This is a genomic window from Streptomyces venezuelae (genome assembly GCF_008642375.1).
GTDB lineage: Bacteria > Actinomycetota > Actinomycetes > Streptomycetales > Streptomycetaceae > Streptomyces > Streptomyces venezuelae_G.
Genome location: NZ_CP029194.1, coordinates 7,098,599 through 7,111,437, shown reverse-complemented (window position 1 = coordinate 7,111,437; position 12,839 = coordinate 7,098,599). Strand labels below are relative to the sequence as shown.

At 70.5% G+C, this 12,839-nt stretch carries 10 protein-coding genes; 2 read left to right on the top strand and 8 right to left on the bottom strand.

The window, feature by feature from the left end; genetic code table 11:
* Positions 1 to 23 precede the first annotated feature (23 nt).
* The 4 genes from DEJ46_RS32535 to DEJ46_RS32520 form a co-directional block, all read right to left on the bottom strand.
* The gene (locus tag DEJ46_RS32535) at positions 24 to 1,376 is read right to left on the bottom strand and encodes a replication-associated recombination protein A (RefSeq protein ID WP_150274969.1); all 1,353 of its coding nucleotides are present in this window, start codon (positions 1,374 to 1,376) and stop codon (positions 24 to 26) included.
* Positions 1,377 to 1,418: 42 nt separating this feature from the next.
* Positions 1,419 to 2,045: a vitamin K epoxide reductase family protein gene (locus tag DEJ46_RS32530; RefSeq protein ID WP_150272095.1), complete on the bottom strand. Its 627-nt coding sequence runs from the start codon at positions 2,043 to 2,045 to the stop codon at positions 1,419 to 1,421.
* 171 nt (positions 2,046 to 2,216) lie between these two features.
* Positions 2,217 to 3,479 (bottom strand): histidine--tRNA ligase, encoded by a 1,263-nt coding sequence (gene hisS, locus DEJ46_RS32525; protein ID WP_150272093.1) that lies wholly within the window; start codon positions 3,477 to 3,479, stop codon positions 2,217 to 2,219.
* An 11-nt stretch (positions 3,480 to 3,490) separates the two neighbouring features.
* Positions 3,491 to 4,198 (bottom strand): MBL fold metallo-hydrolase, encoded by a 708-nt coding sequence (locus tag DEJ46_RS32520; RefSeq protein ID WP_150272091.1) that lies wholly within the window; start codon positions 4,196 to 4,198, stop codon positions 3,491 to 3,493.
* Positions 4,199 to 4,361: 163 nt separating this feature from the next.
* Here DEJ46_RS32520 and DEJ46_RS32515 point away from each other — a divergent pair, with 163 nt between their 5' ends.
* Both DEJ46_RS32515 and DEJ46_RS32510 read left to right on the top strand, forming a co-directional pair.
* On the top strand, positions 4,362 to 5,156 hold the full coding sequence (locus DEJ46_RS32515) for a peptidylprolyl isomerase (RefSeq protein WP_150272089.1): 795 nt from the start codon (positions 4,362 to 4,364) through the stop codon (positions 5,154 to 5,156).
* A gap of 201 nt (positions 5,157 to 5,357) precedes the next feature.
* Complete coding sequence (locus DEJ46_RS32510; protein ID WP_150272087.1) at positions 5,358 to 6,587, top strand: DUF349 domain-containing protein; 1,230 nt, start codon at positions 5,358 to 5,360, stop codon at positions 6,585 to 6,587.
* 73 nt (positions 6,588 to 6,660) lie between these two features.
* Here the strand turns inward: DEJ46_RS32510 and DEJ46_RS32505 are convergent, their stop codons facing one another.
* The 4 genes from DEJ46_RS32505 to secD all read right to left on the bottom strand — a co-directional run bounded on the left by DEJ46_RS32505 (position 6,661) and on the right by secD (position 12,772).
* Complete coding sequence (locus DEJ46_RS32505; protein WP_150272086.1) at positions 6,661 to 9,144, bottom strand: RelA/SpoT family protein; 2,484 nt, start codon at positions 9,142 to 9,144, stop codon at positions 6,661 to 6,663.
* A 229-nt stretch (positions 9,145 to 9,373) separates the two neighbouring features.
* Complete coding sequence (locus DEJ46_RS32500; RefSeq protein ID WP_150272084.1) at positions 9,374 to 9,925, bottom strand: adenine phosphoribosyltransferase; 552 nt, start codon at positions 9,923 to 9,925, stop codon at positions 9,374 to 9,376.
* A complete protein-coding gene (gene secF / locus DEJ46_RS32495; protein ID WP_150272082.1) occupies positions 9,922 to 10,992 on the bottom strand; it encodes a protein translocase subunit SecF in 1,071 nt (356 codons plus the stop codon). Before secF ends, DEJ46_RS32500 begins: the two co-directional genes overlap by 4 nt.
* Position 10,993: 1 nt before the next feature.
* A complete protein-coding gene (gene secD, locus DEJ46_RS32490) occupies positions 10,994 to 12,772 on the bottom strand; it encodes a protein translocase subunit SecD (protein WP_150272080.1) in 1,779 nt (592 codons plus the stop codon).
* Positions 12,773 to 12,839: the final 67 nt, after the last annotated feature.

Sequence of the window (12,839 nt, the reverse complement as noted above, 5' to 3'; positions counted from 1 at the left end):
GTAGGCACGCCGTACGACGGCTGCTACTCGTCGCCCTTCAGCCGTGCCCGCACCCGCTCCACCACGTCCGCGTAGCGTGCCTCCGCCCCGTAGCGGGTGGGTTCGTAGTACCGGCGGCTCCGGACCTCGTCGGGGGCGTACTGCTGGGCCGCGATGCCGCCCGGCACGTCGTGCGGGTACACGTACCCCTGGGCGTGGCCGAGCTTGGCCGCGCCCTTGTAGTGGCCGTCGCGGAGGTGGGGCGGGACCGAGCCCGCGAGGCCGTTGCGCACGTCCGCCAGGGCGGCGCCGATCGCGGTCGTCGCCGCGTTCGACTTCGGGGCCAGGGCCAGGGCGATCGTGGCGTGGCTCAAGGTGAGCGCGGCCTCCGGGAAGCCGATCATGGCGACGGCCTGCGCGGCGGCGACGGCGATCGGTAGCGCGTTCGGGTCGGCGAGGCCGATGTCCTCGCTCGCCGAGATCATCAGGCGCCGGGCGATGAAGCGCGGGTCCTCCCCCGCCTCGATCATCCGGGCCAGGTAGTGCAGGGCCGCGTCCACGTCCGAGCCGCGGATGGACTTGATGAGGGCGCTGGCCACGTCGTAGTGCTGGTCGCCGTCCCGGTCGTACTTCACGGCCGCGCGGTCGACGGTCTCCTCGACCGTCTGGAGGGTGATCTCCGGCTCGCGCTTGGCGATGGCGGCGCCGGCCGCCGCCTCCAGGGCGGTCAGGGCGCGCCGGGCGTCGCCGCCGGCGACCCGGAGGAGGTGGGCCTCGGCGTCCTCCGGCAGGGTCACGGCCCCGCCGAGCCCCCGCTCGTCGGTGAGCGCCCGGTCGAGGAGGCCGCGCAGGTCCCCGTCGGTGAGCGGCTCCAGGGTGAGGAGCAGCGAGCGGGAGAGCAGGGGGGAGATGATCGAGAAGTAGGGGTTCTCGGTGGTGGCGGCGATGAGCGTCACCCAGCGGTTCTCCACGGCGGGCAGGAGGGAGTCCTGCTGGGCCTTGGAGAAGCGGTGGATCTCGTCGAGGAAGAGGACGGTCTCCTTGCCGTAGCCGCCGGCGGCGCGTCGGGCGCCCTCGATGACGGCCCGGACCTCCTTGACGCCGGCGGTGATCGCCGAGAGCTCCACGAAGCGCTTGTTGGTGGCCTTCGACACCACGTAGGCCAGGGTGGTCTTCCCGATGCCGGGCGGGCCCCAGAGGATCACCGAGGAGGCACCGGCTGGGCCGCCGTCGCCGTCTCCCACGAGTCGGCGCAGCGGTGAGCCGGGCTTCAGCAGGTGCTGCTGGCCCACCACCTCGTCGAGGGTGCGGGGACGCATCCGGACGGCCAGCGGGCTGCTGGACGGGTCCTTCTCCTGGCGGTCTTCGGCGGCTGCGGTAAAGAGGTCGGGCTCCACAGTCATGAAGCCTAGGTCACGCCACCGACAGTGCCGCCGCCGTCAGCTGGTCCAGAAGTCCCACCAGCGGGTCAGGATCAGCATGCCGATGATCCCGACGTGCAGGACGGGCAGGAGCCAGGTGAACTCGTCGAAGAAGGTCCTGAGGCCCCTGGGGGCGGGGATGACACCGTGCCGGACGTTGTGCGAGGTCACGTACCAGAACATGACGATGGTGGCGACCCAGGCCAGGCAGCACCACAGGCAGAGCGAGTTGATCTCGTACAGCGACTGGTACATGAGCCAGGTGCAGAAACCGACGCCGAAGAGCGTGCCGGCGTTGAGCCCGAGCCAGTACCAGCGGCGGTAGCGGGCGCCCGCGAGCAGGCCGACGCCGATCGCGATGACCATGGCGTACGTGACGAGGCCGAGCATCGGGTTGGGGAACCCGAAGACCGCGGCCTGCTCGCTCTTCATGATGTTGCCGCAGGAGACGATCGGGTTGAGGCTGCAGCCCGGAGTGAAGTTCGGGTCCTCCAGGAGCTTGATCTTGTCGATCGTGATGACCCAGGAGGCGAGCAGTCCGGCCGCTCCGGTGATCACGAGCAGCCAGGAGAAGGCCCGGCTCGCCCCGATCGTGCCGCCGCCGTCCCGGCCGGACGCGACCTCGTCCACCGCTGCCTTCGCCATGTCACCTGTTTCCCTCGCTCGCGGGCCTTGTGGGCACGAACATTCTGCCGCACCGGGCTGTGTGTCCACCGTTCGGTGGACATAAGGACGCGGGCCCGCCCCCTCCCGGACACGCGCGGAGGGGCCCGGACCACGTCACGCGGTCCGGGCCCCTCCGTTCCGTACGGTCCGTCAGGCCAGCTTGGCCAGCACCGCGTCCACCAGGGCGTCCACGGCGACGGCCTGCTGCTCGCCGGACTCCATGTCCTTGAGCTGGACGACGCCCTCGGCGAGGTCGCGCTCACCGGCGACGACGGCGAGCCGGGCGCCCGAGCGGTTGGCGTCCTTCATGGCGCCCTTGAGGCCCTTGCCGCCGAAGGAGAAGTCGGCGGCGACGCCCTGCCTGCGGAGCTCGGTCACCTTGCCGAAGAGCAGGCGGCGCGCCTCGTCGCCGATGGCGACGGCGAAGACGCTGGTGGCGGCGGGGATGTCGAGCTCGATGCCCTCCGCCTCCAGGGCGAGGACCGTGCGGTCCACGCCGAGCGCCCAGCCCACCGACGGCAGCGCGGGGCCGCCGATCATCTCGGAGAGGCCGTCGTAGCGACCGCCGCCGCCGACCGCCGACTGCGAGCCGAGACCGCCGTGGACGAACTCGAAGGTGGTGCGGGTGTAGTAGTCGAGGCCGCGGACCAGCTTGGCGTCGTCCTCGAAGACGACGCCCGCCGCGGTGATCAGGGCGCGCACCTCCTCGTGGTACGTCTTGCACGCGTCGCAGAGGTAGTCGCGCAGGAGCGGCGCCTCGGTCAGCTGCTTCTGCACGGCCTCGCGCTTGTCGTCGAGGACGCGCAGCGGGTTGATCTCGGCGCGGCGCAGGGTCTCCTCGTCGAGGTCGAGGCCTCGCAGGAAGGTCTGGAGGGCCTCCCGGTAGACGGGGCGGCACTCCTTGTCGCCGAGCGAGTTCAGCAGGATGCGGAAGTTCTGCAGGCCGAGCGAGCGGTACGCCTGGTCGGCCAGGATGATCAGCTCGGCGTCGAGAGCCGGGTCCTCGGCGCCGATCGCCTCGGCGCCGACCTGCGAGAAGTGGCGGTAGCGGCCCGCCTGGGCCCGCTCGTACCGGTAGTACGAGCCGGAGTACCAGAGCTTGACGGGGAGGTTGCCGAGCTTGTGCAGGTTGCCCTGGAGCGCCGCGCGCAGGACGGAGGCGGTGCCCTCCGGCCGCAGGGCCAGCTCGTCGCCGCCCCTGGTCGTGAGGGTGTACATCTCCTTGGACACGATGTCCGTGGACTCGCCGACACCGCGGGAGAACAGCTTCACGTCCTCGAAGCCGGGGGTCTCGACGTAGCCGTAGCCGGAGTTCCGCAGCGGCGTGGAGATCGCCTCGCGCACCGCGAGGAACGTCGCGGAGCGGGGCGGCAGCAGGTCGTAGGTGCCCTTGGGGGCCTTGAAGGTACTCACGTGGATCTTCGTCACATTCCTCGTCGGGGAGCCTTCGCACTCCCGAGGCCGGCGGCCACGTCCCGCAGATACGGGTTCGTGGCGCGCTCCTGGCCGATGGTCGTCTGGGGACCGTGTCCCGACAGCACCACGGTCGAGTTGTCGAGGGGCAGGCACACGCGGGCCAGCGATTCGAGCATCTCGTCCATGTCACCGCCGGGAAGGTCGGTGCGTCCGATGGAGCCGGCGAACAGCAGGTCCCCGGAGAAGAACACGGAGGGGATCTCCGTGGTCTCCGGCATCCTGAAGGTCACCGACCCCTTGGTATGACCGGGCGCGTGGGCGACGGAGAAGTCGAGACCGGCGAGCTTCAGCTCGGCGCCGTCGGTGAGCTCGCGCACGTCGTCGGGCTCTCCCACGGTCAGCTCGCCCATGAGGGGCATCCCGATGGAGCGGCCGAGGGCCTTCTCCGGGTCGCTCATCATGTAGCGGTCCGACGGGTGGATCCACGCGGGGACGTCATGGGCGCCGCACACCGGGACGACGGAGGCGACGTGGTCGATGTGTCCATGGGTGAGGACGACGGCGACGGGCTTGAGCCGATGCTTCTTGAGCGTCTCCTCGACTCCCTGGGCGGCCTGGTGGCCCGGGTCGATGATCACGCACTCCTCGCCTGCGGCGGGGGCGACCAGATAGCAATTGGTCCCCCAGGCCCCGGCGGGGAACCCGGCAATCAGCACGTTCGTCCTTAGATGTCGTCCGGCACGGGGGCGCGGAATTCGCGGCAATCACGAAATGTGGCAGATCAGAGCCTACCGGCGCTGCCGGTTCCACAGCCAACCCGTATACGGTACGGGCACATCCGGCCAGGCCGGGAACAGACGAGCGACGGGAGCGGACCCGGTGGTCACGAGCGATCAGCGGCGGCGGCAGCTTGCCAGGGAGAAGTACGCGCGGCAGCAGGAGCGCCGGGCGGAGAGGCAGCGCAAGGCGAAGCAGCGCAACATCGTCATCGCGGCCTCCCTCGCCGTGGTGCTGGCGGCCGGCGGCGCCGTGTACGCCTCGGTGGCGCTGACGGATTCGAAGGGCTCGGACGCCGCCTCGGGCGACACGCCCACCACGGCGGCCCCGACGCCCTCGCAGAGCGAGTCGGCGGCCCCCGAGCCGAAGATGGGCGTGGACGCCAAGGCCACGTACACCATGACCCTCAAGACCAACGAGGGCGACATCGCGATCGCCATGGACGCGGCGAAGACCCCGCGCACGGTGAACTCCTTCCACCACCTCGCCGCGAAAAAGTACTTCGACGGGAGCAAGTGCCACCGGCTGACGACCGACGGCATCTTCGTGCTCCAGTGCGGCGACCCGACCGGTCAGGGCACCGGCGGCCCGGGCTACAACATCCCGGACGAGAACCTGGACGCCCTGGGCAAGGCGGGCGCGGACGGCAAGGTGACGTACCCGGCCGGCACGGTCGCCATGGCCAACACCGGGCAGCCCGGCACGGGCGGTTCGCAGTTCTTCCTCGTCTACAAGGACAGCAAGCTGCCGCCGAGCTACACCCCCTTCGGGAAGATGGACGCGGCCGGTCTCAAGGCGGTCAAGGACGTCGCCGCGGCGGGTGGCGTGGACGGTGCCGCGGACGGCGCTCCGAAGAAGCCCGTCACCGTCGAGAAGGCCACCGTCGCGAAGAAGTGAGCCGGGCGTCCGCACACGGGCGTGACCGTGGAATTTCGGTCGCGCTGAGTGCGGACAGCCGGGCCGCCGTTCGCCTAGATTGGGCGTTGTGCAGCGTGGGCCTGTCGGCCGCGCTGCGGAAGGCGGGCGAGGCCCGCCGGGAAACTGTGGACGATGCCCGGGGGGTACCACCCCACGAGGGCATCATGGTGAGGAGGCGCTGTGAGCAGCGACCCGTGGGGCCGCGTCGACGAGACGGGCACCGTGTACGTGCGGACGGCCGAGGGTGAGAAGGTCGTCGGATCGTGGCAGGCCGGCACCCCTGAGGAGGCCCTGGCCTACTTCGAGCGCAAGTACGAGGGCTTGGTGGTCGAGATCGGCCTCCTCGAGAAGCGCGTGAGGACCACCGACCTCTCGGCGAAGGACGCCACCACGGCGATCGAGCACATCCGCCAGCAGATCGACGAGCACCACGCCGTCGGCGACCTGGCGGCGCTCGGCGCCCGGCTGGACAAGCTCGTCACGTCGGTCGACTCGCGCCGCGAGGAGCGCAAGGCCCAGAAGGCCAAGCAGACCGACGAGGCGCGGGCCGCCAAGGAGGCGCTCGTCACCGAGGCCGAGGAGCTGGCGCAGAGCGAGCAGTGGCGCTCCGCGGGTGAGCGGCTCCGGGCGCTCGTGGACACCTGGAAGGGTCTCCCCCGGCTGGACCGCAAGTCCGACGACGAGCTGTGGCACCGCTTCTCGCACGCCCGCTCGGCGTTCTCGAAGCGCCGCAAGGCCCACTTCGCCTCGCTCGACGCCCAGCGCGAGGACGCCCGCAAGGCGAAGGAGCGCCTGGTCGCCGAGGCGGAGTCGCTGTCGAACTCCACCGACTGGGGGACGACGGCGGCCCGCTACCGCGACCTGATGACGGAGTGGAAGGCGGCCGGCCGGGCGCAGCGCGAGCACGAGGACGACCTGTGGAACCGCTTCCGCGGCGCCCAGGACGTCTTCTTCGCGGCGCGCAGCGAGGTCTTCGCCGAGCGGGACGCGGAGCAGACCGAGAACCTCAAGCTGAAGGAGGAGCTCGCGACCGAGGCCGAGAAGCTGCTCCCGGTGACGGACCTGAAGGCGGCTCGCGCGGCCTTCCGTTCCCTCAACGAGCGCTGGGAGGCCATCGGCCACGTCCCGCGTGACGCCCGCCCGAAGGTCGAGGGCCGGATGCACACGGTGGAGCGTGCGATCCAGGAGGCCGAGGAGACCGAGTGGCGCCGGACGAACCCGGAGGCGCGCGCGCGTGCCGCGGGTCTGACCGGTCAGCTCCAGGACGCGGTCGAGAAGCTGCGCAAGCAGATCGACGCGGCCCGCGCCGCCGGGAACGACTCCAAGGCCGACAAGCTCGCACGTGAGCTGGAGGGCCGTCAGGCCCTGCTCGACCAGGCCATGAAGGGCCTGGAGGAGTTCGGCGGCTGACGCCTCCGTGAGCGTACGAGGAAGGCCCCCGGCATCGCGCCGGGGGCCTTCCTCGTACGTACGGCTCCGGCGCCTACGGGCGCCGGGCGCTGGTCACTCGGTAGACGTCGTAGACGCCCTCGACACCCCGGACCGCCTTCAGGACGTGGCCCAGGTGCTTGGGGTCGCCCATCTCGAAGGTGAAGCGCGAGGTGGCCACCCGGTCGCGGGACGTCTGGACGGCCGCCGACAGGATGTTGACGTGCTGGTCCGAGAGGACCCGGGTGACGTCGGAGAGGAGCCGGGAGCGGTCCAGGGCCTCGACCTGGATGGCGACCAGGAAGACCGAGGACTGGGTGGGCGCCCACTCGACGTCGAGGATGCGCTCCGGCTCGCGGGAGAGCGATTCGACGTTCACACAGTCGCTGCGGTGAACCGATACGCCACTGCCCCGGGTGACGAATCCGATGATCGGGTCGCCGGGGACGGGCGTACAGCAGCGGGCCAGCTTCACCCAGACGTCCTCGACGCCCTTGACGACGACACCGGGGTCCGCGTTGGAACGGCGCTTGGAGCGGCCGCGGGTCGGCGGGGCGACCTCCTCGATGTCCTCGGTGGCGGCCTCCTCGCCGCCGAGCGCCTGGACCAGCTTCTGGACGATGGACTGGGCGGTGACATGACCCTCGCCGATCGCCGCGTACAGCGAGGAGATGTCGGTGTAGCGCATCTCGTGGGCGAGGGTGACGAGCGAGTCGCCGGTCAGGATCCGCTGGATCGGCAGGTTCTGCTTGCGCATGGCCCGCGCGATGGCGTCCTTGCCCTGCTCGATGGCCTCGTCGCGGCGCTCCTTGGAGAACCAGGCGCGGATCTTGTTGCGGGCGCGCGGGGACTTGACGAAGCCGAGCCAGTCGCGGGAGGGTCCGGCGCCGGCGGCCTTGGAGGTGAAGACCTCGACGAGGTCGCCGTTGTCGAGGGTCGATTCGAGCGGTACGAGCCGGCCGTTGACCCGCGCTCCTATCGTGCGGTGGCCGACCTCCGTGTGGACCGCGTAGGAGAAGTCGACGGGGGTCGCGCCGGCGGGCAGCGCGATGACGTCGCCCTTGGGCGTGAAGACGAAGACCTCGTTGCGCGAGAGGTCGAAGCGGAGCGACTCCAGGAACTCGCTGGGGTCCTCGGTCTCCTTCTGCCAGTCGAGGAGCTGGCGCAGCCACGCCATGTCGTTGAGGTGGTCGTCCTTGCCGGTCCTCTTCGGGACGTCGGCGCGGACCTTGGAGGCGCCGGCGACGGCCTCCTGCTTGTACTTCCAGTGCGCGGCGATGCCGTACTCGGCGCGCCGGTGCATGTCGAAGGTGCGGATCTGGAGCTCGACGGGCTTGCCGTTGGGTCCGATGACCGTCGTGTGCAGCGACTGGTACATGTTGAACTTCGGCATCGCGATGTAGTCCTTGAACCGGCCGGGGACCGGGTTCCATCGCGCGTGGACGGTGCCGAGAGCGGCGTAGCAGTCCCTGACCGTGTCGACGAGGACGCGGATGCCGACCAGGTCGTAGATCTCCGCGAAGTCACGGCCGCGGACGATCATCTTCTGGTAGACGCTGTAGTAGTGCTTCGGGCGGCCGGTGACGGTGGCCTTGATCCGGGCGGCCCGCAGGTCGGTCTGGACCTCGTCGGTCACTATGGCGAGGTACTCGTCCCGCTTGGGCGCGCGCTCGGCGACGAGCCGGACGATCTCGTCGTACATCTTGGGGTAGAGGATCGCGAAGGCGAGGTCCTCCAGCTCCCACTTGATGGTGTTCATGCCCAGGCGGTGGGCCAGGGGCGCGTAGATCTCGAGGGTCTCGCGGGCCTTCTTCTCCTGCTTCTCCCGCTTGAGGTAGCGCATGGTGCGCATGTTGTGCAGGCGGTCGGCGAGCTTGATGACCAGGACGCGCGGGTCCTTGGCCATGGCGACGACCATCTTGCGGACCGTCTCGGCCTGGGCGGCCTCGCCGAACCTGACCTTGTCGAGCTTGGTGACGCCGTCGACGAGCAGGGTGACCTGGTCGCCGAAGTCGCGGCGCAGGTCCTCCAGGCCGTACTCGGTGTCCTCGACGGTGTCGTGCAGGAGGCCGGCCATCAGCGTCGCCGGGTCCATGCCGAGCTCGGCGAGGATCGTCGTGACCGCGAGCGGGTGCGTGATGTACGGGTCGCCGCTCTTGCGCTTCTGGCCGCGGTGCCAGCGCTCGGCGACCTGGTAGGCGCGCTCGATCTGGCGGAGCGTCGCCGTCTCGATCTTGGGGTCGTTGGAGCGGACGATCCGCAGCAGCGGTTCGAGGACCGGGTTGTACGGGGACGAGCGCTGCACGCCGAGGCGGGCGAGGCGCGCGCGGACGCGGTTGGACGAGCCGCCCGAGCGGGCGGGCGCGGCCGGGGCGGGCCGGGCGGTCGAGGCCGGGGCGGGCGCCGGCGCCGGGCCGGGCGCCTCGGGCGCGGGCCCGGTCTCCGCGGGCTTGTTCTGGGGCGTGCCGGTCCCCGGCGCGGCCTTTTCGGCCTTCGGGTCGGGCTGCGCGGCGGAGAGTGACTGGGCCTCGTCTGGCAAGAGCGCTCCTCGTGCGGTTCCGGGTCCCCCGGTCAGGCCCGGAAAGGCCATGGTATCGAGCCACGACTCGCTGTGCTCACGCGCCCGGGACGCGGACGGCACGGGCAGCGGGGAAGGGCGCTTTTCGGCCCCCGTAAGCGGACACAAAGGAAAAACAGCGGGGGCGCTCCGGGGATTCCCCGGAGCGCCCCTGTGGGCCTTGCTGTGGGCCGTGCTGTCGGCCCCTGGATCAGACCGTGATCAGTGCGTTGAGCGGGGCGCCGTTCAGGGCCGGTTCCAGCCGGGCGCGGCCCGGGAGGAAGCCGAGCTCCATGAGGACCGCGACGCCCGCGACCTCGGCGCCGGCACGGCGGATGAGCTCGATCGAGGCCTCGGCCGTGCCACCGGTGGCGAGGACGTCGTCGATCACCATGACGCGGTCGCCCGCGGCGAGGTCCTCGGCGTGGACCTCGATCTCGGCGGTGCCGTACTCCAGCTCGTAGGCCTGGCTGAGCGTGGCTCCGGGGAGCTTGCCGGCCTTGCGGACCGGGATGAAACCCAGGCCCGCGCGGACGGCCACCGGGGCGGCCAGGATGAAGCCGCGGGCCTCCAGGCCGACGATCTTCGTCGCGCCGTGCGCGGAGCACAGCCCGGCGAGGGCGTCGGTGAGGGCCGTGAACGCCTCCGGGTCCGCGAGCAGCGGCGTGATGTCCTTGAACAGCACGCCCGGCTTCGGGTAGTCGGGGACGTCACGGATGCGGCTGAGCAGCAGCTCGGTGACGTCCTGCGTACCAGCGGTCATCCCCGGTGCTCCTGAGCCCCGTGACGGCCCGCGCGCGGGCCCACGACGGCGGCCTCGGCGGACAGCTCGTCGACGGCGTCCAGCGGCTCGCCCTTGGCGGCGGCGGAGGCCCGCTTGGCCAGGACGCGCTTCTTGAGCGCCTTGATCGCCGGCTCGCGCTCCTTGAGGTCGGCGACGAGCGGGGTGGCGATGAAGATCGAGGAGTACGCGCCGGCGGCGAGACCCACGAACAGCGACAGCGAGATGTCGTTCAGCATGCCGGCGCCGAGGACGCCGCCACCGATGAAGAGCAGGCCGGCGACCGGCAGCAGCGCGACCACGGTGGTGTTGATCGAACGGACCAGGGTGCCGTTGATCGAGCGGTTGGCCAGCTCGCTGTAGGTGAAGCGGGTCTGCTTCGTGATGTCCTTCGTCTGTTCCTTGAGGGAGTCGAAGACGACGACTGTGTCGTACAGCGAATAGCCGAGGATCGTCAGCAGACCGATGACCGTACCGACGGTGACCTCGAAGCCCACCAGTGAGTAGATGCCCACGGTGATCGTGAGGTCGTGGATCAGGGCGATGAGTGCCGCGATCGCCATTCTCCACTCGAAGGCGATGGCCAGATAGATCACCACGAGGATCATGAAGATCCCCAGACCGGTCCAGGCCTTGGTCGCGATCTGCTCACCCCAGCTGGGGCCGACGAGCTCCGCCGCGATCTTGTCCTCGGGGACGTTCATGTCCTTGGCGAGCTCCTCGCGGACCTGGTCGGACTGCGCGGTGTCGAGACCGCCGACCTGGATGCGGAGGGAGCCGTTGCCGAGCTGCTGGACGATCGCGTCGTGGCCCGAGGCCTCTTCCGCGTACTCCTGCGCCTGGCTGACGGAGACTTCGCTCTTCGGGGTGGTGAAGACGGCGCCGCCCTGGAACTCGATGCCCATGTTGAGGCCCCGGACGGCCAGGGCGACGATGGCGGTGATGGTGATCAGGATGGACAGGCCATACCAGATCTTGCGGTTGCCGATGAAGTCGTAACCGACCTCACCGCGGTGGAGCCGGGCGCCGAGATCTCCGAGCTTCGACATCTCACGCCTCCTTCGGGTCGGCAGCGGCAGGGGCAGTGGCACGGCGGGTGCGGCGCAGCGGCGGCTTGGCGCCGAGCCGCTTCGGGTCGAGACCCGACCACGGGTGACCGTTGCCGAAGAACTTGGTCCTCGCGAGCATCGTCATGATCGGCTTGGTGAAGAGGAACACCACGACGATGTCGAGCAGGGTGGTGAGGCCGAGCGTGAACGCGAAGCCCTGGACCTTGCCGACGGTGACGATGAAGAGCACGGCCGCGGCCAGGAACGACACGAAGTCGGAGACCAGGATGGTGCGGCGGGCGCGCGGCCAGGCGCGCTCGGCGGCCGGGCGGAGCGTGCGGCCCTCGCGAAGCTCGTCGCGGATTCGCTCGAAGTAGACGATGAACGAGTCCGCGGTGATACCGATGGCGACGATGGCGCCGCAGACGGCCGGCAGGTTCAGCGCGAAGCCGATGGCCGGGCCGAGCAGGGCCATGATCACGTAGGTGAGGAGCGCCGAGACGCCGAGGCTGAGGATGGCGATCAGCGACAGGCCGCGGTAGTAGGCGACCAGGTAGATGATGACCAGGCCCAGACCGATGGCACCGGCGATGAGGCCGGCTTCCAGCTGGTCGCCGCCGAGGGCGGCGGTGACGGTGTCGACGCTCTGGGTCTCGAAGGTGAGCGGCAGGGCACCGTAGGACAGGATGTTGCCCAGGTCCTGGGCGGACTCCTGGTTGAAGTTGCCCGAGATCTCCGCGCTGGCGCTGAGCGTCTGGCGCACGGAGGGCGCCGAGACGACCTGGCCGTCGAGGACGATCGCGAACCGGTTCTGCGGGTCGGCCTGCTGCGAGAGCTTGCCGGTGATCGACTGGAACTTCTTCGAACCCTCGTCCGTGAAGTCCATGGTGACGATCCACATACCGCGCTGCTGGTCGAACTGGCCCTTGGCGTCGTCGACGTCCTTGCCCTCGACCTCGGCGGGACCGAGCAGGTACTTCGCCCACACGCCCGGGTTGTCCTCGCCACAGGCCACGGTGGGCTCGTTCGGCTTGACGCCCTGGCCGGCGGCGGCGCGCTGCTTGGGGTCGAGGCAGTTCAGGGTGGCGAACTTCTGCTGCAGCGCCGCGGTGGCGTCGTCGGCCGAAGGGGTCGCCTGCGGGGTGCCGGTGGGCTTCGGCTTCGCGGAGGACGAGGCGGTCGCCGTGGGCGTCGGGCTCGGGGCCTTGAGGGCCTCGCTGACCGCGCGGCCCTGCGTGGTGGCGGTGGCCGTCGGGGTGGCCGACTTGTCACCCACGCTCGCGCCGGTGGAGGACGAGGCGGACGGCTTGGCCGAGGGGGTTCCCGAGGCGGAGCCCGAGGGGGTGGCGCTCGGCGCCGCCGGGGGCGCGCCGTCGGCGACGGTGAGAACGGGCCGGAAGTAGAGCTGGGCGGTGGTGCCGACCTGCTCGCGGGCCTGCTTCTCGTTCGTGCCCCGGGGGATGTTCACGATGATGTTCTCGCGGCCCTGGGTCTGGACCTCGGCCTCGGAGACACCCAGACCGTTGACACGGCGCTCGATGATGCCGACCGCTGTGTTCATGTTGGTCTCGTTGACCGCCGACTCCTGGCCGGGCTCGGCCTTCGCCTTGAGCGTGATCGACGTTCCGCCGGCGAGGTCGATGCCGAGGCGCGGGGTGGTGTGCCCCGACCAGAACATGCCGCCGGTGAGCGCGACCATGGCGATCAGGATGATTGCCAGGGCGCGGCCCGGACGGCTCTGTCCCCCCGCCGGCCCTCGGCCCTTCTTCGGTGCTGCCACCTGTCGTATCTCCCTGTCCAACCGTCTCGCGCCGGGTATGCGTGAGACGGCCACGAAGTGTGTGTGG

Excerpts from the sequence above, each read along its gene's own strand:
- DEJ46_RS32530 (WP_150272095.1), bottom strand. The coding sequence starts at position 2,045 with ATGGCGAAGGCAGCGGTGGACGAGGTCGCGTCCGGCCGGGACGGCGGC.
- DEJ46_RS32500 (WP_150272084.1), bottom strand. The coding sequence starts at position 9,925 with ATGACCGCTGGTACGCAGGACGTCACCGAGCTGCTGCTCAGCCGCATC.
- secF (WP_150272082.1), bottom strand. The coding sequence starts at position 10,992 with ATGTCGAAGCTCGGAGATCTCGGCGCCCGGCTCCACCGCGGTGAGGTC.